Raw genomic sequence first — 20724 nt, 5'->3', positions numbered from 1 at the left:
AGCCTTCAGGAAGCCCACGTGAGCGTAACCCCTCTTTCCTCCGATCGTAGCCAGCAGGATCTGGACCGCCTCGCCAACCTGGCCGAAGAAGTGATCCGCCGGGCTCGGGCTGCCGGTGCCAGCCAGGCCGAAGTGGCGGCCAGCATCGACACCGGGCTGAACGTGAATGTGCGCCTGGGCGAGGTGGAAACGGTGGAGCACACCCGCGATCGCGGTTTCGGCCTCACCGTGTACTTCGGCCAGCGCAAGGGCTCGGCCAGTACCGCTGACCTGAATCCGGATTCGCTGCAGGCCACGCTGGATCAGGCCTGCGCCATCGCCCGCTTTACTGAGGAAGATCCGGCTGCCGGACTCGCCGATGCTGCGCGCATGGCGACGGCTTTTCCCGATCTCGACCTGTGGCATCCGTGGGCCATCGATACCGCGCAGGCGATCGCGCTGGGCCAGCAGATCGAGGATGCCGGTCGCGCCCACGCCGGCATCAGCAATTCCGACGGCGCCAGCGTGCAGATGGGCGAGAGCCTGTCGGTGTACGCCAACTCGCACGGCTTCGTCGGGCGCGAGCGCGGCACGCGCCACTCGTTGTCGGTGTCGCTGATCGCCGGTGATGACGATGGCATGCAGCGCGACTACTGGTACGACAGCGTGCGCAGCGCGGACGATTTCATGAGCGCCAAGACGCTGGGCGACAAGGCGGCCCAACGCACCTTGGCGCGCATAGGCGCACGGCAACTGACCACGAGGCAGAGTCCCGTGCTGTTCGCGCCGGAGATTGCGCGTGGCTTGATTGGCCATCTGATCGGTGCGGTAAGCGGTGGTGCCTTGTATCGACGCGCGAGCTTCCTGCTGGATCACGCCGGCAAGGCAGTGATGCCGTCGTGGATGCAGATCGTGGAGCGGCCGCTGTTGAAGCGCGGGCAGGGTTCCGGTGCATTCGATGCGGAAGGCGTGGCGACCGCGGACAGCGCCCTTATCGAAGGCGGCGTACTCGCGCGCTACGTGTTGGGCAGCTATTCCGCGCGCAAGCTGGGTCTGCAATCCACCGGCAACGCCGGTGGCATCCATAACCTGATGGTGGAAGCCGGCGCCGTCGACCAGGGGCGCGACGACTTCGCTGGCATGTTGCGCCGCCTCGGCACCGGCCTGCTGGTGACCGAAGTGATGGGTCAGGGCGTGAACACCATCACGGGCGACTACTCGCGTGGTGCGGCGGGCTTCTGGGTCGAGAACGGCCAGATCGCCTATCCGGTGGAGGAAATCACCATCGCTGCCAACCTGCGCGACATGTACGCCGGCATCCAGGCGGTGGGCACGGACGTGGATCCGCGCTCGCACATCCTCACCGGGTCGATCCTCGTCGACCGGATGACCATCGCGGGTGAGTAATGGCCAGGGAGGGGGCCGGTTTTTCCGGCCTCTTCTAGGTCGTCAGCTCACTCGGCAAATGCCAGCGGCCCTTGCTAGCATCAGCGCCACCGGCGCGTGGCCGGCGCCCTGCACGTTCAGGAGATACGCATGAGCGTTCCACCCGAATCCGTACCGCCTTCGTCCAGCGAACCCACCCCGCCGCCTGCGGATATGCCGAGCCCCGAGCAACGGCAATGGGCGATGCTGGCGCATCTTTCCGCCTTGCTGGGCTGCCTGTTGACCGGTCATTGGTTTGGCGTAGGCGTATTTATTGGCCCGCTGGTCATCTGGCTGCTGAAGAAGGAGACCATGCCGTTTGTGGATGACCAGGCCAAGGAAGCGCTGAATTTCAACATCACCATGGCCATCATCAGCGTGGTACTGCTGTTGATTACCCTGCTGACGCTGGGTATCGGTGCGATCCTGACCGTTCCCGCCGGCATTGTGATCGGCATTGCCTGGCTGGTGCTGGTCATCATGGCAACGATCAAGTCCAATGAGGGTGAGCGGTATCGCTACCCGTTCTGTCTGCGGCTGATCAAATAAACGCAGCGTCTCGCAATAACGAAAGAGGCAGCCAGTTGGCTGCCTCTTTTTTTTATGCGTAGCGATTAGTGATGGCGTCTGGCGGCGTAACGCGCCAGTTCTTCCAGTAGTTCAGCGCGCGCGCCGAGCGGTGCGATGGCATCGAGCGCGGTGGCGGTGAGTTCGGCCAGACGGGCGCGTGAGGCATCGAGGCCAATGATGGAGGGGAACGTCGGCTTATCGGCGGCGGCGTCTTTGCCGGCTGTCTTGCCGATCACGGCGGATTCGCCTTCCACATCCAGGATGTCGTCCTGCACCTGGAATGCCAGGCCCACCGCATGGGCATAGCGATCCAGTGCGGCAAGCGTAGCCATATCGGCGCCGGCGACGAGCGCTCCCATGCGCACCGAGGCGCGGATCAAGGCGCCGGTCTTGCAGGCGTGCATGTGTTCGAGTTCGACCAGGCTGAGTTTGCGGCCGACCGCGGCCAGGTCCAGCGCCTGCCCGCCGGCCATGCCTTCGGCGCCACAGGCGTGGCCGAGCACGCGCAGCATCTCGGTGCTGTTGCGGGCATGCCCGTCGTGCGCCAGCAGTTCGAAGGCCAGCGCCTGTAGCGCATCGCCGGCCAGGATCGCCATGGCCTCGCCAAATACGATGTGGCAAGTCGGCCGGCCGCGGCGCAGGTCATCGTCGTCCATCGCGGGCAGGTCGTCGTGCACCAGCGAATAGGCGTGGATCAGCTCGACGGCGCAGGCCGGCGCGTCCAGTCGCACACCCTCTTCGCCGAGTGCGTGGCCGGCCGCGTAGACCAGCAACGGACGCAGGCGCTTGCCGCCACCCAGCACGGCATAACGCATGGCGCGATGCAGTTCGACGGGGGAGCGGTCTTCGGCGGGTAGGGCTTGCGACAGAGCCTGTTCGGCGCGCGCGATCAGCGCCTGGAGGGCAGGGCTTAATACAGAACCGTCCCTCACCATCGGCATGGCTCGCGCCGGAATTTGTTTGCGCTCAGGGCAAGGAAGAGTGAGGGAGTGTATGTCGATACACGACCGAACGATGACGTAGCCCTGGGTGCAAACAAATCCGGCCCGGAGGGTTGCTCGCTCATGGCGGCCAGATGGCGTCGCGCGGCTTGACCTGACGGCCAGTCAGGCGCTGCGCCACGCAACGCCATCTGGCCGCCATGAGCGAGCAACGCGAGCCATGCCGATGGTGAGGGACGGTTCTTAGAGTTCGGGTTCAAACGGTTCTGCGCTGTCGGGGGCTTCGGGATCCAGCAGCAGCCTGACGCGCAGTTCGGCCTGTTCCAGGGCCTGCTGGCAGTGACGATAGAGGCCGATGCCGCGCTCGAAGGAAGCAAGGGATTCGTCGAGACTCAGGTCGCCGCCTTCCATACGTGCCACCAGCTGCTCGAGTTCGTCCAGCGAGTGTTCGAAATCGGCGGCGGGAGCGGGTTCGGCAGGTGCGGGAGCGGGCTTGGCCATGGCCCGCAAAACTAACTCAGCACCCGCGCGGAATCAATCCGCGCGGGTGTTGCATGGGTCTCAGTGATGATCGTGATCGTCGTCGTGACGGTCGCGATCATGGCCCCGGTCGTGGTTGTCGCCACGGTCCCTGTCGCGCCAGCGATCGTCTCGATCGCGGTAGTGCAGCGGGCGGCCACCGTAGTGTTCGACCACGTAGGTGTGTTCGACATATGGCCGCTCGTCGCCTAGGTCGATGCTGACGCCGCCGGTGCGGACATAGCCCTGGAAATCGAGTGGCAGGCTGATGCCGCTGCGCCAGCTGCCACCATCCAGCCAGAACCACATGCGAGTGTCAGGCGCGTAGTAGATCTCGCCCTCCGGGTAGTAGGTGTAGTGATGTTTGGCGCGCCAGCCGTGTGCGGGTGCCCAGGGTGGCGGGCCGCCGGCCCATACCGGTGCGGCGCAGGCAACGCCGAGAGCCAGCAGGGCAGTGCTTAGTAGGATCTTGCGAGACATGGCAAGTGACTCCCCGTGATGACCGTATCCACGCTAGGCCGCATCGCGAGAATTGCTGCTGAATGTTGAGGGGCTTAACGCGGTTCAGTCAGCTGGCCGCCAGCGTGGTTCGCCGCCGGCCTCGCGGAAGAGAGCATCGCCCTGTTCGCTGCGCCAGCGATCGGCTACGGCGATCAGCGTGTCGCCGGCGTAAATCAGTGGGCAGACTTCGCGCTGCCAGGGTGGCATGACAGCCTGCTGGAACAGATCGCGCAGCTCGCGGGTATGGCGGTCCCCGGCTGGGCGCAGGCGCTCGCCACCGCGACGCAGGCGGACGGTGAGCGGTGCCGCAAGCGGTGGCCCGGACCATGCCAGGCTACCGCCACCGGGCAACGGCAAGAGTTCTCCATGCCACGACACCTGCCAAGACTCCGGTACTGGCAGGCGTGGCGCACGCGCCCACAGGCGTCCCTTCCATAGATGCAGATCGGTACCCGGCCAGTGGATGCATGGGAGACGCTCTGCACGCGCTTCGCGCGATTGCCGCTCTATCTCGCGACGCTGAGTCACCGTGGGGGCGCTAAGGCCGCGCGCATGCAGCCAGTGATCGAGCAGCGGGTCGCGCATGGCGCTTGGCAGCGCGAGCCAGGCGGTGGCATCCAGGCTGTCAGTGACAGGATCACGCAGGCGTTCGAGTTCGGTCAACCACTGCGCGCGCAAGGCGTCGTCGGCGGCACGGCAATGCGCCGCACTGTGCAGAATCGAATCTGTCGCGTGCGGCCAATGCTGAGTCAGGCGGGGCAGGACGTCGTTGCGCAGATAGTTGCGGGAAAGCCGGTTGTCGGCATTGGATGGATCGTCGATCACAGGCAAGTGATGCTGCTCGACATAGCTGCGCAGCACGGCGCGCGATGTCGCGAGCAGTGGCCGCCACAGCTGGCCCGCGCCCAATGGGCGCGTTTCGCGCATGCCACCCAGGCCTTCCGGGCCCGCGCCGCGTAATAGTTTGAGCAGCACGGTTTCGGCCTGGTCTTCCCGGTGGTGGCCTAGCAGCAGCCACTCGCCAGTCTGCAACGCGTTGGCCAGTGCCGCATAACGCGCATGCCTTGCCGCGGCCTCCAGGCCTTCACCGCTGACGGGATCGACCTGCACGCACAGCACGGTGCATTCCACCTCCAGCACCGAACAGAAACGTCGTGTCTGTTCCGCCCAATGGGCGCTGTCCGCGTGCAGGCCATGATCGATGTGGATCGCGCGTAATTGGCGCACGCGTGCTTCCCGCAGTTGGGCAAGGGCGTGCAGCAGGGCTGTCGAATCCGGTCCACCGCTGAAGGCGACGCATAGTGAGCCGTCGGGGCGATCACTCAAAGCCCGCCACAGCACATCGGCGAGGTGCTGCGGTTTACTCACGGGGTTCGGGTTTCTTCGACTTGTTGCGGACGTAGATCACCTTGGGCCGGCCTTCACCGGGGCTGCGCCGGTCCATTTCGAACAGTGTCGTCGCCGAGATCAACTCGCTGAGCTTGCCGTAGCCGTAACTGCGTGCGTCGAAGTTGGGACGCTGCTTGGTGATGATCGAGCCGACGCCGCCCAGCCCGGCCCAGCCATCGTCGTCGGACGCGGCATCCACCGCGTTGCGCAACAGATTGACCAGGCCGCTGTCCTGTTTCAGTTGCGCCGCTGTGCGCGGTTTCAGCGGCTGCTCTTCGTCCGGCTTGGCGACCAGGATTTCTGTGTAGATGAATTTGTCGCAGGCTGCGACGAACGGGTCGGGTGTCTTGCGTTCGCCGAAGCCGTAGACGATCAAACCCGACTCACGGATACGCGCGGCAAGGCGGGTGAAATCGCTGTCGCTGGATACGATGCAGAAGCCATCGAAGCGCCCCGAATACAACAGGTCCATGGCGTCGATGATCATCGCCGAGTCGGTGGCGTTCTTGCCGCTGGTATAGCCGAACTGCTGGATCGGCTGGATCGATTGCGTGAGCAGTTGTTCCTTCCAGCCTTTGAGATGATTGCTGGTCCAGTCGCCGTACGCGCGCTTCACATGCGCCGTGCCGTATTTGGCTACCTCGGCGAGCAGACCGTCGGCAATCGACGGCTGGGCGTTGTCGGCATCGATCAGGACGGCGAGCTTGATGCTGTCGCTGGCCATGGCGGCCTCCGGCGTGATGGGCGCTGGTGATGATAGCGCCTTGGTGCGTCATGCTCGCCATGGTGGATCGTCAAGTCGTTCAACACAGGCAGCCCCGGCGTCGTGGCCGGGGCTGCTGAGGGATGGATGGTGACTGGTCTGGTATGCGTCAGAAGTCGAACGGAGGTGTAAGTCCGGTGAAGTCGCCAATGACCTTGGCGTCGTACGGGCCATTCAATTGGTTGAAGCCGTTGCCTGCGACATTGAGCGCACCTTGCTGAAACACGATGTTGCCGGCTTTGTTGATCTCGATGACGCGATGGTTGAACTGATCGCTGATCAACGTATCGCCGTTGCGTAGCCGCACGGCGCGCGTCGGCAGTGGCGCCGGGTTGCTCGCCGGATCGGTGTTGGTGAAGTACTGCCAGACCGTCTGGTCGTTGCTGTTCACTTCCACGATGCGGTTGTTGTTGGAGTCGGTGATCAGCGTGTCGCCATTGGGCAGGCGGCTGGCAAAGGCCGCGCCGCTCACGGTGCCCTGATCGGTGAATGTCTTGACGAGGTTCAGGCCGGTGGTGATCTCGATGACGCGATTGTTGTTTTCATCGGCGATCAGCACATGGTGGTTCTCCAGCAACTCGGCGCTGTTGGGATTGCTGAGCTGGTTTGGACCGTCGCCGGAAATGCCAGTGGTGCCGTATTGCCAGACGATCTGATGTCGCAGATTGACCAGGATGATGCGCTGGTTGCCCTGGTCGGTAATCAACACGTGTGGTCCGGGGTGGCCAGGGAAGTTGCTGACGAAGAGCGAGTGCACGGGCGTGTTGAGCTGGTTCGGACCGGAGCCCGTTACGCCGGCCTGACCGTATTGCCAGATGATCTGGCCCGAGGGATCGGTAATGATCACGCGGTTGTCCGGGCAACCGTTCACGGTATCGCTGCAGCCCGGCAAGCCTGGCGGTGTGCCGGTGCCGGCCATCAGGGTGAATGGGCCGATGCGCTCGGCGTCGTTCACGCCGACGATGCTGTGGGGGCCGGGCAGGTCCGAGCCGTTGCCGAAATGCCAGACCACTTGGTGGGTGTAGCGGTTGACCTCGATCACGCGGTTGTTGAACTGGTCCGCGATAAGGATGTTGCCGAATCCGGATTGCGCATGCGCGGCGGTGGTGGCGAATGCGCCGGCCACGATGCTGGCCAGCATCGTGAGGGCCAGGCCGAGCCGGGATGCGGTGAAGCGAAACTGGAAGCGAGCCATCTGGAACTCCTCCGTATCGATGCGCGAAAGCAGAACGGCGGGCGTCGGGAAGCGGGTGCTGACGGGGTCCCAGGCGGACAGACTCGGGCACCCGGATCGGCAACGCTCTCCGGGTAGGCCGTACTCCTCAAACGATCGGCAGCGCCAGGCGGTGCTGGGGCCATGGCGTGGCGAGGTTTCCGTGCCTTGCAAGGAGTAAATGCCGTGCGGACGGCGTTTGGTTCAAACCGGTGAGGCGATGGACTCAGCGCGATACGCGGGTGTTCAGTTTGGCGCCGCTGAAGTTCAGTTCGACGCCGGTGCCGGCTGGATCATGCAAGAACAGTTGTACCTGGTTGAGTTCATCGACCACGTCGATGAGATAGGGCAGGCCCGCCGTATCAAGCCGCGCGCGGGCGGCGTCCAGGTCGGTACAAGCGAAAGCGACATGATTGAACCAGCCGGTCGGCTGCGCTTGCGCATCGCCCTCGACGCTGACACTCAGGTGCATCACCGGCTCCTCTCCGGCATACAGCCAATAGCCGCGCGAACCGGAGCGGAAGCTTGGGCGCGGGCCTTCGTGCAGGCCGACGATGTCGATGTAGAAACGGCGTAGCCGTTCGATGAGGTCGGAAGGTGCGCGTAGATTGATGTGGTCGATGCCACGCACACCTTCGGTCACGAGGTTTACTCGGTGTAGGCGCCGTAGCCGCGCAGGCGGTGGTAGCGCTGCTCGAGCAGCACGTCGATGGGCAGCGCTTCCAGCTCATCAAGCTGGTTGAGCAGCACGGCCTTGAGGCGCACCGCCATGGAGTGCGGATTGCGATGTGCGCCGCCCAGCGGCTCGCGCACCATCTTGTCGATGAGGCCGAGTTCCAGCAGGCGCGGTGCGGTAAGGCCCAGGGCCTCGGCAGCGTCCTTGGCCTTCTCGGCGCTTTTCCACAGGATGGAAGCGCAACCTTCCGGCGAGATCACCGAATAGGTCGAGTACTGCAGCATGACGGTGCGGTCGCCCACACCGATGGCAAGCGCGCCGCCGGAGCCACCTTCGCCGATCACGGTGCAGACGATCGGCACACGCAGGTCGGCCATCTCGAGCAGGTTGCGGGCGATCGCTTCGCTCTGGCCGCGCTCCTCGGCACCCACGCCGGGATAGGCTCCGGGGGTGTCGATCAGGGTGAGTAGGGGTAGTTTGAAACGTTCGGCCAATTTCATCAGGCGGAGGGCTTTGCGGTAGCCCTCCGGGCGCGGCATGCCGAAATTGCGGCGTACCTTGCCCTTGGTATCACGCGCCTTCTGATGGCCGATGATCACCACCGGGCGACCATTGATGCGGCCGATGCCGCCCACGATGGCGGCGTCGTCCGCGTAGGCGCGGTCGCCGGCCAGCTCGTGGAATTCGTCGCAGATCACGCCGATGTAATCGAGCGTGTACGGGCGGCCCGGGTGGCGCGACAGCTGGGTGATCTGCCAGGAGCTGAGGTTGCGGAAGATCTCCGCTGTCTTCACCTTCAGCTTCTCGCGCAGGCGGCTTACCTCGTCATCGATATTGAACGCCTGCCCGTGGCTGGCGTGGCGAAGCTCTTCGATCTTCGCGTCCAGTTCGGCAATGGGTTGTTCGAAATCGAGGAAGTTGGGGTTCATTCGGTGCAATTCGTAACACGGAAGCGGCGCAGTATACCGGGCCGGCGGAAAAGGCGAGAACGGGGGCGTATGGGCTAGGGAGCAGGTAACAGGGAAGAGGGAAAATACGGTGCGGTCATGAAGCCCCGACTCTTGCCCGTTCCCGCCCTCAATCCGTCTGCTTCACGATACGCACCCGCGCCGCCTGCACCCCCGGCACCGCGCGTACGGCACGCAGCAATTCCGGTATCGCTTCCACGCGCCACTCTTCGCCCAGCTCGAGGTCGGCCTGGGCGATGGCGTTGTGATAGCCGTGCAGCATCACGGTGGCGCGGCCATTGCGATAGCCGGCCAGGGTATGGCGCAGCTGCTCGACGAAGCCGGGCGTAATCCCGTTCAGTTTTAGATGCAGTACACGCGCGAAGCGTCGGCAGGCGTCGCCCAGGGTGTAGGCGCTGCGAGCGCGCAGGGCGAAGCCGCCGCCGGAGAAATCGTCGATGCGCAGGCCGCCTTCCACCACCAGCATTTCGTCGCGCGTGAGCAGTGGCGCGACCTGCTGGTAAAGCTCGCCGAAGAAACTCACTTCGATAATGCCGGTGCCGTCTTCCAGTCGCACAAAGGCATCACTGTCACCGCGCTTGCGGATGGCCGTGACCATGCCGGCCACGGTCCATGGCGTGTCGGGGCCGCGGCGGAAACGGTTGTCATCGCCATCGTTCTTGCGCGGCTTCGGCGGCTGATAGCGATCGGCAATTTCGCCCAGCGGACAGGTGGAGAGCTGCGCCAGTTCTTCGCGCCATGGATCAGTGGGGTGGCCGGAGAGATAGTGGCCGAGCGTGTCGCGTTCGCCCTGCAGCTTCTGCTCCAGTGGCCATTCCGGCGCGGTGGGCAGGTCGATCTGTACCACCGGTGCCGCCATGCCCATGGCTGCGCCGAACATATCGTTCTGACCGGACTGCTTGTCGCGCAGATGCTGCTCGGCCGCCTTCATGGCATTGGGCAGCTGCAGCATCAGGCTGGCGCGATTGGGCGCCAACGCATCCAGCGAACCGGACAGGATCAAGGCTTCCAGCACGCGGCGGTTGAGCTTTGTCGGATCGACACGCCGGCAGAAATCGGCGAGGTCTTTATAGGCGCCGCCGCGGCGGCATTCCTCGACGATGGCCTCGCAAGCACCCTGGCCGACGCCCTTGATGGCGCCGAGGCCGTAGCGAATTACCTTGGGCTCGACGGCAACGAACATGAAGTCCGATGCGTTGACGTCCGGCGGCAGGATGGTGAGACCGATCGCGCGCGATTCGTCGAGGAAGGTCACCGCCTTGTCGGTGTTGTCCATGTCCGACGAGATCGTCGCGGCCATGAACTCGGCGGGGTAGTGCGCCTTCAGCCATGCGGTCTGGTACGACACCAGAGCGTAAGCCGCCGCATGCGATTTGTTGAAACCGTAGCCGGCGAACTTCTCCATCAAATCGAAGATGGAATCGGACTTGTCGGCGCTTAGCCCGTCCTTGGCCGCGCCTTCGCGGAATTTGGCGCGTTCCTTCGCCATTTCCTCGACTTTCTTCTTGCCCATCGCGCGGCGCAGCAGGTCGGCGCCGCCGAGCGAGTAACCGCCCACGATCTGCGCCATCTGCATCACCTGCTCCTGATAGACCATGATGCCGTAGGTCTCTTTCAGGATCGGCTCGACACGCGGGTCGGGATACTCGACTTCCTCGCGGCCATGCTTACGCGCGACGAAGCTGGGAATCAGGTCCATCGGGCCGGGGCGATACAGCGCCACCAGCGCGATGATGTCCTCGAAACGATCGGGCTTGGCATCCTTGAGCATGCGCTGCATGCCCGTGGATTCGAGCTGGAACACCGCGACCGTCTGCGCTTTTTTCAGCAGCTCGTACGGCGCGGGGTCATCCAGCGGCAAGGTTTCGATGTTCAGCGGTTCTTCGCCGGACTTCGCACGGCGCGCGTTGATCGCCTTCACCGCCCAATCGATGATGGTGAGCGTGCGCAGGCCGAGGAAGTCGAACTTCACCAGGCCGACGGCTTCGACGTCGTCCTTGTCGTACTGCGTCACCACGCCACCGCCGCCTGCTTCGCAGTACAGCGGGGCGAAATCAGTGAGCGGCGTCGGCGCGATCACCACGCCACCGGCGTGTTTGCCGGCGTTACGGGTGAGGCTTTCCAGTTTCAGCGCGAGATCGATGAGCGACTTGGCTTCTTCGTCCTGCTCGTAAAGCTCGCAGAATTCCTTGACGACACGGTCGGATTCTTTTTTCGATTTCTCCGAGCGGCCGAGTGCATCCGACAGCGTAAGGTCGAGCGGGCGCGGCGGAATCAGCTTCGCGATACGGTCGACCTGGTTGTAGCCCATGCCGAGCACGCGGCCGGAGTCGCGCAGCACCGCCTTCGCGGCCATCGAACCGTAGGTGATGATCTGGCTGACGTGGTCGCGTCCGTATTTGCGCGCGACATAGTCGATCACCTCGTCGCGGCGATCCATGCAGAAGTCGATGTCGAAGTCGGGCATCGACACGCGTTCTGGGTTGAGGAAGCGCTCGAACAGCAAGTTGAACTGCAGCGGATCCAGGTCGGTGATCTTCAGCACCCAGGCCACCAGCGAGCCTGCGCCCGAACCACGTCCCGGCCCCACCGGAATGCCGTTCTGCTTACCCCAATTGATGAAGTCCGCCACGATCAGGAAGTAGCCGGGGAAGCCCATCTTGATGATGACGTCCAGCTCGCGTTCCAGCCGCGCTTCGTAATCGGCCAGCGTATGGCCCTCGGCCAGGGGCGCGTCGGCGAGGCGTTCTTTCAGGCCTTCGCGCGCGATCTCGCGGATATAGCTGGCCAGGTCGTGGCCTTCCGGCACCGGAAAGTCGGGCAGGTAATAGGTGCCGAACGACAGTTCCAGCGTGCAACGCTTGGCGAGCTCGACAGTGTTCTCGATCGCTTCGGGAATGTCTGCGAACAGCGCGATCATTTCCTCGGGCGTTTTCAGGTACTGCTGGTTGCTGTAGTCGCGCGGGCGCTTGGGATCGGCCAGTACGCGACCCTGGTTGATGCAGACGCGCGCTTCGTGTGCTTCGAAGTCGTCCTGCTTGAGGAAGCGCACGTCGTTGCTGGCGATCACCGGCAGATCCAGCTCGGCGGCCAGCGCCAGCGCGGCGGCGTTCCAGTTTTCTTCGCCGTCGCGACCGCAGCGGGTCAGTTCGAGATAGAGGCGATCGGCGAATTGCCGGGCGAACGAACGCAGCCGGACTGCCGCGGCTCCGGCGCCCTGGTTCACCGCCACGCGGCCGGCTTCGCTCTCGCGGCCGAGCAGCGCGATCAACCCTTTGGTGGCATCGGGAGTGAGCCAGCTCGCGTCGACCAGCGGCCGGCCGCTGTGCTGGCCATCGCGCCAGGCGCGGGAGACCAGGCGCGAGAGATTGAGATAGCCCTCGCGGTTCTGGCACAGCAAGGTCAGGCGCGAAGGCCGCGGATCGTCCGGCATGCTTACCCACAGGTCGCAACCGCCGATCGGCTTGATGCCGGCCGCGCTGCAGGCCTTGTAGAACTTCACCAGCGCGAACATGTTCGTCTCGTCGGTGAGCGCGACGGCGGGGATGCCTTCGCGCACGCAGGCTTCGACCAGCGCCTTGATGCGGATGGTCGAATCGACCAGCGAGTATTCGCTGTGCAGATGGAGGTGGGCGAAGCGGACGGTCATGCAGACTCACGCGGTGAGTAGGAGAAGGCTAACCGCCGCCATGGTGGTGGGCAAGATTGACTTATCACGCGTTTGCCGGATGCCAGCGTGGCGGCCGCTCCCTGTGCCCTCGTGCCTTCAGGAGACGTCGCACGCCGGCGTCGATGGGGCGGTCGGATCGGCCTCGCAACGGTTGCGGCCGGCACTCTTGGCCCGGTACAGCGCGCGATCGGCGGCTTCGATCAGGCTGGTGGGATCGCCCTCGGCGCAGTGTTGCGCGGCGGCGCCGATACTGACCGTGAGCCAGCCGGTTTCGCTATGTGTGTGGGGAATCCGCAGGCGTTCCACTGCGTCGAGCAGGCGCTCGGCGACCAGGTGCGCGGCTTCCGGCGGTGTATGCGGCAGCACAATGGCGAATTCCTCGCCACCGAAGCGCACCACCAGGCTGTCCGGCGGAAGCGGGTGATTGGCCAGCACATGGGCGACGCGGGTCAGGCAGACGTCGCCGGCGAGATGTCCCTGGTTGTCGTTGAACAACTTGAAGTGGTCGACATCGATCATCAGCAGCGAGCAGGTGCTGCCATACGGTGCGCCTTGGGCATACACCGCCTGCAGGCGCGGAATCAGCATGGCGCGGTTGGCGATACCGGTCAGCGGGTCGCGTCCCACCTGCTGCTGCAGTCGCTGATTGCTGAGCTGCGCAGCGCGCTGGAGGTCCTGGTGGCGGCTCTGGATGATGGCCACGCGTAGCGCGTAGAGAACAACCGAGGTGCCGGCGGCGGCCATGCCCAGCGGATAGTTGAAGCGGGATACGCTTACCGCCAGCAGCAGGACGCCCAGGGACAGCACGACCGGCGCAAATGACGTCACGGTCTGCACCATGCGGCGCGCGGGGCGATAGCTGCGCAGCAGTGGCGGCACGGGACGCGCAAGCACGATGACCAGCGCGACATAGGCCAGGCCGATCATTACGCCGGTCCACGGCGGCAGGCCGTGCAGTTCGACGCGGTTGTAGATGGTGGCGGCGATGGCATTGATGCCGAGGAAAACCGTGGCCGCGTAATAGAAGAAACGTTTGTGCAGGCTGCGCGTGCCGAGCATGCGCAGCCCCGCCATGACGGCCAGCGAAAAATCGATGGCGTCCGCATGATCGATGATCAGCATGATGCTGCCGGGCGTAGCGGCGGGGCCACCTGGCATTGCGCTGAAGATCAGCGTGCAGAGCAGGGCGGCCACGATCAGCGGCAACGCCAGATCCACCAGCGCGACGGCGGCTGGCTCGCCGCGATCGAAGGAACGGGCGATCAGGAACATGCAGGGGATCATGTAGAGCCCGGAGAACACGACGGCGAGATTGGTGAGAAAGCTCCCTTCGCTGTGGATCAGCGTGGCCAGCATGTTGGTGGCTGCCCAGATCCATTGCATGCCGACCGCGGCGGCAAGCAGGAGCCAGATCGGCGCGATGGGGGCCGGCTCTTGCCGGTAGCGCCGGAACACGGCGAACAGTGTGACCACCTGGATCGCCATGAAGACCCAGCGAGGGCTTGCCGCCTGCGCGTCGACACCCAGGCACGCGAGTGCCAGTTGGGTGAGCAGCAGGGCGAGTACACACCAGGTCAAACGCACGGGGTCCCCCGACACCGATGACGTCGGATCCATGCTAGCGCATCTCCCGGCCCTGCCAGCGCCGGCTGGTTCCTGACAAGTCGCCTGCGTACAGTTGCCACCGCTGGCAGCGGCTGGCATGGTTCCGGGCTCCCTGCGCCCAGTTCCGAGGCCGTCGTCGATGTCGTTGATCCGTTCGTTGCTTGCCGTGAAGCCCGTCGAGGCCTCGCTCACTGCCGATGATGCGTTGCGCCGCACGTTGGGCCTGAAAGAGCTGATTGTGCTGGGCGTAGGAGCAGTGATCGGCGCGGGCATTTTCGTCATCACCGGCCAAGCCGCCGCCGAGCATGCCGGCCCGGCGCTGACCCTGTCCTTCGTGGTGGCCGGGCTGGCCGCTGCATTGGCTGCGCTGAGCTATGCCGAATTCGCGGCGATGTTGCCGGTTTCCGGCAGCGCTTACGTCTATGCCTACGCCACCTTCGGCGAACTGCTGGCCTGGTTCATCGGCTGGAACGTGGTGGCGGAATACCTGCTGGCGGTGTCCTCGGTGGCGGTGGGCTGGTCCGGTTACGGGGTAGGCCTGCTGCACAGCCTGGGTGTCCATGTGCCGGACGCGCTGGTGCACGCGCCGCTGAGCTTCAAGGACGGCCGCCTGGAGGCCACCGGGGCGCTGCTGAACCTGCCGGCCCTGCTGGTGGTGGCGGCGCTGACCGCGCTGCTGTATCGCGGGACCCGGCAGTCAACTTTCTTCGCCACCATCGTGGTAGCGCTCAAGGTGATCGTGGTGGTGCTGTTTGTGGTGATGGGCTTGCAGTATGTCGACCCGGCGCTATGGCATCCCTTCGTGCCGGCCAACCAGGGTGGCGATCACTACGGCTGGAGCGGTGTGTTCCGCGCGGCCACCAGCGTGTTCTACGCCTATATCGGTTTCGATGCGGTGGCTACCGCCGCGCAGGAGACGCGCAATCCGCAGCGCAACGTGCCGGCGGGCATCCTGATCTCGCTGGCGATCTGCACCGTGCTTTACATCATCGTGGCTGCTGTGCTGACTGGCCTGGTGCCTTACGCGCAGCTGGGTACCGCGGAGCCGGTCGCGACCGCGCTGGCGGCGCATCCGTCGTTGTCATGGCTGAAACTGCTGACCCAGGTGGGTGCGGTGGCAGGCCTCACTTCGGTGATCCTGGTAATGCACATGGGGCTATCGCGCATTCTCTACAGCATGGCCGGCGACGGCCTGCTGCCGACGTTCTTCGGCGCTGTGCATGAGAAGCACCAGACCCCGCATCGCACCACCTTGCTGGTGGGTACGATAGGTGGCGTGCTGGCGGCGGTATTTCCGCTGAGCCTGCTGGGCGATCTGTTGTCGATGGGAACCTTGCTGGCCTTCGCCACGGTGTGCATCGGCGTGCTGGTACTGCGCCGGACCCATCCGAACCTGCCTCGCGGCTTCCGGGTGCCGGCGGCGCCCGTGGTGTGCAGCCTGGGCGTGCTGGTCTGCCTTTTCCTGCTGGCGCAGATGAATACAGCCAACTGGCTGCTGCTTGCCGGCTGGACGACGATCGGCATGCTGATCTATGCCGGCTACGGGTTCCGTCACAGCCGACTGCGCACTGGGCGCTGACAGCCTGAGTAGCAGGCGTCAGGAGACACGAAACCGCTCGGCGCCTTCCGGCTGATCGATGTAATGCTCGAGACTCGCCACCTTCAACGGATGAAGGTTGTAGTCGACGTGCGGGTTCTCTCCCGGTGCCATGACAGGAGCGGGTTCCGCGGCTACGGCCTCGGGCCTGACGGTATCGGACAGCGTCGGCGTGCCATCGGGCAGCGTGCTGGTGGAGGTGTTGGGAAGCATCATGGCTGGGACTCCTGCGGCTCGCCTGGATGCGCCGCTGGGTTTGCCGCACGGGTTCCGCTGCGCGGAAGGCATGCGGGATGGCACCATGCATCCTTGCTTCATTCGAAGTTGTGACTGCGCCGCGATGTCAGGGCGTTGAGTGTTGCGGTCGACGATGCAGTCAGCGCTACTTCGTGTTGCTCTATCGGTAGGATGCAGGCGATGCCGGAAGGGTTGAAGCACCGCGTGCATTCGCATGGATAGATGCTGAATTACAGGCTTAAGTTCCTCTCTGAAGGCGAACCCTGCCGAAGGTCATGTTTGCCTCGATGGACGTATTTTATGCCGCTGCGCGGGGAATGGCGCGTGTCAAAGGGCACGACAAGAATGCGGCGTTTTTGGCGCTGTTAATGCTTGCGGCGAGAACGCGCGGCGGCGTGCGAATAGATGGCTGGACGTCTTTTCGGGGTGTGCGGTGAAGCGTCAGAAAAGCACGCCCTGATCCAGCAGCAGCTTGACGGGCGCAAAGCTTCGCCGATGTTCGGCGCAGGGGCCGAGACGCTTCAGGGCATCGAGATGTGCGGGCGTGGGATACCCCTTGTGCACGGCGAAACCATAGCCGGGATGCACGTTCTCCATCGCGATCATCATGCGATCGCGAGTGACCTTGGCCAGGATGGAAGCTGCGCTGATGGCCGGTTCCAGCGCATCGCCACCGACGATCGCGCGGCCAAGGCAGGGCAGGTCTTTCGGCAGCTTGTTGCCATCGATCAGTGCTTCGTGCGCGCCCGGCGAAAGGCCGGCGACCGCACGGCTCATGCCGGCCATGGTGGCCTGAAAGATATTCAGCCGGTCGATTTCCTCGACGCTCATCGCGATCACGCAATGGGCCAGCGCCTGTTCGATGATCTGCGGATACAGCGCCTCGCGCTTCGCTTCGCTGAGCTTCTTGGAATCGTTGAGTCCGCTGATAGGGCGGGCCGGATCCAGAATCACTGCGGCGACCACCACCGGACCCGCGAGCGGGCCGCGACCGGCCTCATCGACGCCAGCGATATGGCGATCAGCCACGGGGGCGTTCGATCAGTTCGACGATCGCATCGGCGGCATGGTCTCCGGCCTGACCTTCCAGTTCGCCACGCAGGGCGTGATGCAGCTGTTCGAAGGCGGCAACGATGTCGCCACGGCGCTGGCTGTCGTGGAATAGCGCCAGGGTGGCCGCAGCGAGTTTGTCTGGCGTGCAATCGTCCTGCATCAATTCCGGCACCAGCATCGCGTTCTCGCCCAGACCGCAGGCGCGCGCCAGGATATTGGGCAGGGCGTATACATCGGTCTTGAGCATCTTCAGCGCGTGGGCTATGCGGTAGCTCATGGGCGATACGCGATAGCCCACCACCATGGGACGCTTGGCCAGCATGGCTTCAAGCGTAGCGGTGCCCGAGGCGAGCAGCACAACGTCGGCCGCCAGCATCGCTTCGTGCGCGTGGCCTTGCAGCAAGATCGGCGTGTCGTCGTTTTGCGGCGCATCGCCGAACATGGCCTTGAGGCTGGCATGTACTTGCGCGTTGGCGGCCGGGACCACGATGCGCAGCCCTGGCAGGTGAGCGGCGACCTGACGTGCGGCGTCGAGGAAGATGCGACCCAGGCGACTTACTTCGGAGGGGCGGCTGCCCGGCAGCACCGCCAGCACGGGAGCGTTCTGCGGCAGCTGCAGAAAGTCGCGGGCTCCGATGCGGTCGGAGACCAGCGCGAAACGGTCGGCCAGCGGATGGCCGACGAAGCGTGCGTCCACGCCATGTCGTGCATAGATCTCCGGCTCCATCGGGAACAGGCAGAGCACGCGGTCGGCGCTGCGGCCGATCTTCTCCGCGCGCTTCTCGCGCCATGCCCATACCGATGGGCTGACATAGTGCACGGTACGGATGCCTGCGGCGCGCACGCGTTGCTCTACGCCAAGATTGAAGTCGGGCGCATCGATGCCCACCACGACCGCCGGTTTGGCGGCAATGAGGCGTGCAACCAGTTCCTTGCGCAAACGCAGCAGACGCGGCAGGTGACTGACCACTTCGGCGAAGCCGAACAGCGAAAGCTCGCGGATGTCGTACCAGGACTCGAAACCCTGTGCCTGCATGCGTGCACCGCCGATGCCGACGAAGTGCCCCAGCGGATAGCGCTGGCGCAGGGCAGCGATCAGATCGGCGCCCAACTGATCGCCGGAGTCCTCGCCGGCAAGGATGACAATCAATGGCGTGCTGTTTGCATCTTGGGGCATGGCTCAACCACCCAGGCAAAAGCGCATATTCGATTCGCTGATATGCGCTGCGCGCATATCAGCGCGCCAGCGCCCGTTCGCTGTGATCGAGGAAATCCAGCATGGCGCGCACATCCTCGCTGTCCTGCGCCTGCGTGACGAGCTGCTCGCGCGCGTCGGACAGGGTCAGGCCAGCCATGTACAGCGTGCGGTAGGCGCGCTTGATGGCGGCGATGCGCGGCGCTTCGAAACCGCGGCGCTTCAAGCCTTCGCTGTTGATGCCACGCGGGCGACCGCGCTGCTCATTCGCCATCATCACGAACGGCGGCACGTCGGAACCGACCAGGCAGCCCATGCCGATAAAGGCGTGCGCACCGACTTTGCAGAACTGATGCACGCCGGAGAAGCCGGACATGATCACGAAGTCGCCGATCTCCACATGCCCGGCCAGCGCCGAGTAGTTGGAGAACACGGTGTTGTTGCCGATCTGGCAATCGTGCGCCACGTGCACATAGGCGAGCAGCCAGTTGTCGTTGCCGATGCGGGTGATGCCGCCGCCGTCGCCGGTGCCGCGGTTGATGGTGACGAATTCGCGGATCAGGTTGCGGTCGCCGATCACCAGTTCGGTGTGCTCGCCGGCGAACTTCTTGTCCTGCGGCGCGCCGCCAAGCGAGGCGAACTGGCAGATGCGGTTGTCGCGGCCGATGCGGGTGGGGCCTTCGATCACCACATGAGGACCGATCACCGAGCCTTCGCCGATCTCCACCTCGGCGCCGATCACGCTATAGGCGCCGATGCTGACGTTGGCGCCAATTTTCGCGGTAGGGTCGATCTGCGCGGTGGCATGGATCATTTTTCGGACCTCGCCGCGCACATCAGTTCGCAGGAGGCTACCTCCTTGCCGTCCACGGTGGCACGGGCTTCGAACAGGCCCATGCTGCGCAGCAGGCGCTTGAGGGTGACTTCCATGCGCAGCTGATCGCCCGGCGACACGATAGCGCTGAAGCGGGCGTTGTCCACCTTGGCCAGGTAGAACAGCGGGCTGCCGGTGTTGCCCTTGAGGCGGCTGCTGATCTGGGTGAGCAGGCCGGCGGTCTGCGCCATGGCTTCGACGATCAGCACGCCCGGCATCACCGGGTGGCCGGGGAAGTGACCTTGGAAGAACGGTTCATTGATGGTCACGTTCTTCAGTGCGACCACGCGCTTGTCCGGATCGAGCTCGATCACGCGGTCCACCAGCAGGAAGGGATAACGATGCGGCAGCAGATGCTGGATCTGCTCCACGTTCACTGGCAGGTGGAAGGGCACGGTCTGCTCACTCATTGTTACTGTCCTTCTCCAGCGCCGAGAGCCGGCGCACGTATTCATCCAGGTGCTTGAAACGGGCCGCATTGCGCCGCCACTGGCGGTTGTCCTGCAACGGTACCCCCGAGGAATATTCGCCGGGTTCGCGTATCGAGTGCGTGACCAGGCTCTTGGCCGTAATGGTAACCCGGTCAGCCAGTTCGAGATGACCCAGCACGCCGGCGTTGCCGCCGATCATGCAATAACGGCCGATTTTCGCACTGCCGGCCACGGCGGCGCAGCCGGCCATGGCGGTATGCGCGCCCACGTAGACGTTGTGGGCGATCTGGATCTGGTTATCCAGCCGCACGTCTTCTTCCAGCACCGTGTCGTCCAGTGCGCCGCGATCGATGGTGGTGTTGGCGCCGATCTCGCAATCGTCGCCGATGCGCACGCCGCCGAGTTGCGGCAGCTTGATCCAGTGGTCGCGGTCGAAAGCGAGGCCGAAGCCGTCGGAGCCGATCACCGCACCAGGGTGCACCAGCACGCGCTTGCCCAGCGTCACGCGGGTCACTAGCGTGACGCGTGCCACCAGTCGCGACTGTGCGCCGACAACGCAACCGGTACCGACGATGCAGTGTGGACCAAGTACGGCGCCATCTTCGATGACGGCATCTTCTTCCACCACGCAGCAAGGACCGATGCTTGCCGTGGGCGACACCTGCGCGCTGGCCGCAACGACGGCACTGGCGTGGATGCCGACGGGTGCCGCCGGCAGGCGTTCGAACAGCGCAGCGATCTTTGCGTAGGCTACGTACGGATCGGCTGCGACCAGTGCGGCAGTGGGGCAGTCGTCGATGTTTTCCTGGCGCAGCACCACAACGCCGGCCCGGCAATCGGCCAGTTGTGCGCCGTACTTGCTGTTGGAAAGGAAGCTCAGTTGACTCGGACCGGCACCGGCCAGTGTGCCGACGCCGTCGATGACGCGCGCGCCATCGCCCTTGAAGGTGAGGCCGAATCGGTCGGCCAGTTCGGCCACGGTGTATTGAATCGTGCTCATGCGGGCTCCGGGACGTTACGGGACATTGTAGGGCGGGGGCCCCCGCTACGTCTGTGTCGCGTCGACGGGCAAAAGAAAGCGCGGACGGGCCGCGCTTTCTGGGGTGACGCCTCGGCGA

Annotated in this window: 19 protein-coding genes; 3 read left to right on the top strand and 16 right to left on the bottom strand. The window is 64.6% G+C overall.

Features of this window, described 5'->3' with window-relative positions:
* Nucleotides 1-18 precede the first annotated feature (18 nt).
* The gene (gene pmbA, locus ISS97_RS04200) at nucleotides 19-1386 is read left to right on the top strand and encodes a metalloprotease PmbA (RefSeq protein ID WP_379986234.1); all 1368 of its coding nucleotides are present in this window, start codon (nucleotides 19-21) and stop codon (nucleotides 1384-1386) included.
* 129 nt (nucleotides 1387-1515) lie between these two features.
* A complete protein-coding gene (locus ISS97_RS04195; RefSeq protein WP_379986235.1) occupies nucleotides 1516-1953 on the top strand; it encodes a DUF4870 domain-containing protein in 438 nt (145 codons plus the stop codon).
* A 65-nt stretch (nucleotides 1954-2018) separates the two neighbouring features.
* On the opposite strand, the gene ISS97_RS04190 is transcribed toward ISS97_RS04195, so the two are convergent.
* From ISS97_RS04190 to ISS97_RS04145, 10 genes are all read right to left on the bottom strand, one after another.
* On the bottom strand, nucleotides 2019-2915 hold the full coding sequence (locus tag ISS97_RS04190) for a polyprenyl synthetase family protein (RefSeq protein ID WP_379986237.1): 897 nt from the start codon (nucleotides 2913-2915) through the stop codon (nucleotides 2019-2021).
* Between the two features lie 243 nt (nucleotides 2916-3158).
* Nucleotides 3159-3416 carry an exodeoxyribonuclease VII small subunit gene (locus ISS97_RS04185; protein ID WP_379986238.1) on the bottom strand — a complete coding sequence of 86 codons (258 nt, stop codon included), beginning with the start codon at nucleotides 3414-3416 and terminating at the stop codon, nucleotides 3159-3161.
* A gap of 60 nt (nucleotides 3417-3476) precedes the next feature.
* Nucleotides 3477-3914, bottom strand: coding sequence for a hypothetical protein (locus ISS97_RS04180; protein ID WP_379986239.1), 438 nt, complete (start codon nucleotides 3912-3914; stop codon nucleotides 3477-3479).
* Between the two features lie 84 nt (nucleotides 3915-3998).
* Nucleotides 3999-5303 carry a tRNA lysidine(34) synthetase TilS gene (gene tilS / locus ISS97_RS04175; RefSeq protein WP_379986240.1) on the bottom strand — a complete coding sequence of 435 codons (1305 nt, stop codon included), beginning with the start codon at nucleotides 5301-5303 and terminating at the stop codon, nucleotides 3999-4001.
* On the bottom strand, nucleotides 5296-6048 hold the full coding sequence (locus tag ISS97_RS04170) for an NYN domain-containing protein (protein ID WP_090454315.1): 753 nt from the start codon (nucleotides 6046-6048) through the stop codon (nucleotides 5296-5298). Before ISS97_RS04170 ends, tilS begins: the two co-directional genes overlap by 8 nt.
* A gap of 148 nt (nucleotides 6049-6196) precedes the next feature.
* Nucleotides 6197-7282: an NHL repeat-containing protein gene (locus tag ISS97_RS04165; protein WP_379986242.1), complete on the bottom strand. Its 1086-nt coding sequence runs from the start codon at nucleotides 7280-7282 to the stop codon at nucleotides 6197-6199.
* A 244-nt stretch (nucleotides 7283-7526) separates the two neighbouring features.
* Complete coding sequence (locus ISS97_RS04160; protein WP_379986244.1) at nucleotides 7527-7943, bottom strand: VOC family protein; 417 nt, start codon at nucleotides 7941-7943, stop codon at nucleotides 7527-7529.
* Nucleotides 7944-7948: 5 nt separating this feature from the next.
* Nucleotides 7949-8905 (bottom strand): acetyl-CoA carboxylase carboxyl transferase subunit alpha, encoded by a 957-nt coding sequence (accA, locus tag ISS97_RS04155; RefSeq protein ID WP_379986246.1) that lies wholly within the window; start codon nucleotides 8903-8905, stop codon nucleotides 7949-7951.
* 148 nt (nucleotides 8906-9053) lie between these two features.
* Complete coding sequence (gene dnaE, locus ISS97_RS04150) at nucleotides 9054-12593, bottom strand: DNA polymerase III subunit alpha (protein WP_379986248.1); 3540 nt, start codon at nucleotides 12591-12593, stop codon at nucleotides 9054-9056.
* Nucleotides 12594-12710: 117 nt separating this feature from the next.
* Nucleotides 12711-14231 (bottom strand): GGDEF domain-containing protein, encoded by a 1521-nt coding sequence (locus ISS97_RS04145; RefSeq protein ID WP_379986250.1) that lies wholly within the window; start codon nucleotides 14229-14231, stop codon nucleotides 12711-12713.
* Between the two features lie 127 nt (nucleotides 14232-14358).
* Here ISS97_RS04145 and ISS97_RS04140 point away from each other — a divergent pair, with 127 nt between their 5' ends.
* The gene (locus ISS97_RS04140) at nucleotides 14359-15798 is read left to right on the top strand and encodes an amino acid permease (RefSeq protein WP_379986251.1); all 1440 of its coding nucleotides are present in this window, start codon (nucleotides 14359-14361) and stop codon (nucleotides 15796-15798) included.
* Nucleotides 15799-15816: 18 nt separating this feature from the next.
* Here the strand turns inward: ISS97_RS04140 and ISS97_RS04135 are convergent, their stop codons facing one another.
* The 6 genes from ISS97_RS04135 to lpxD all read right to left on the bottom strand — a co-directional run bounded on the left by ISS97_RS04135 (nucleotide 15817) and on the right by lpxD (nucleotide 20606).
* Entirely contained in the window at nucleotides 15817-16032 is a 216-nt protein-coding gene (locus ISS97_RS04135) for a hypothetical protein (protein WP_379986252.1), read from the bottom strand.
* A 462-nt stretch (nucleotides 16033-16494) separates the two neighbouring features.
* A complete protein-coding gene (rnhB, locus tag ISS97_RS04130; protein WP_379986254.1) occupies nucleotides 16495-17082 on the bottom strand; it encodes a ribonuclease HII in 588 nt (195 codons plus the stop codon).
* Nucleotides 17075-18283: a lipid-A-disaccharide synthase gene (gene lpxB / locus ISS97_RS04125; RefSeq protein ID WP_379986255.1), complete on the bottom strand. Its 1209-nt coding sequence runs from the start codon at nucleotides 18281-18283 to the stop codon at nucleotides 17075-17077. Before lpxB ends, rnhB begins: the two co-directional genes overlap by 8 nt.
* Nucleotides 18284-18341: 58 nt before the next feature.
* Nucleotides 18342-19115, bottom strand: a complete 774-nt coding sequence (lpxA, locus tag ISS97_RS04120) for an acyl-ACP--UDP-N-acetylglucosamine O-acyltransferase (protein WP_379986257.1) — start codon at nucleotides 19113-19115, stop codon at nucleotides 18342-18344.
* Nucleotides 19112-19585 carry a 3-hydroxyacyl-ACP dehydratase FabZ gene (fabZ, locus tag ISS97_RS04115; protein WP_379986258.1) on the bottom strand — a complete coding sequence of 158 codons (474 nt, stop codon included), beginning with the start codon at nucleotides 19583-19585 and terminating at the stop codon, nucleotides 19112-19114. Before fabZ ends, lpxA begins: the two co-directional genes overlap by 4 nt.
* Complete coding sequence (gene lpxD, locus ISS97_RS04110) at nucleotides 19578-20606, bottom strand: UDP-3-O-(3-hydroxymyristoyl)glucosamine N-acyltransferase (RefSeq protein WP_379986260.1); 1029 nt, start codon at nucleotides 20604-20606, stop codon at nucleotides 19578-19580. The genes fabZ and lpxD overlap by 8 nt, the downstream gene beginning before the upstream one ends.
* Nucleotides 20607-20724 lie beyond the last annotated feature (118 nt).

The sequence above is a fragment of the Dyella koreensis genome, from assembly GCF_044904565.1.
Lineage (GTDB): Bacteria > Pseudomonadota > Gammaproteobacteria > Xanthomonadales > Rhodanobacteraceae > Dyella_D > Dyella_D koreensis.
The sequence above is the reverse complement of the archived record's forward strand: the minus strand, read 5'-3'. Positions and strand labels throughout refer to the sequence as shown.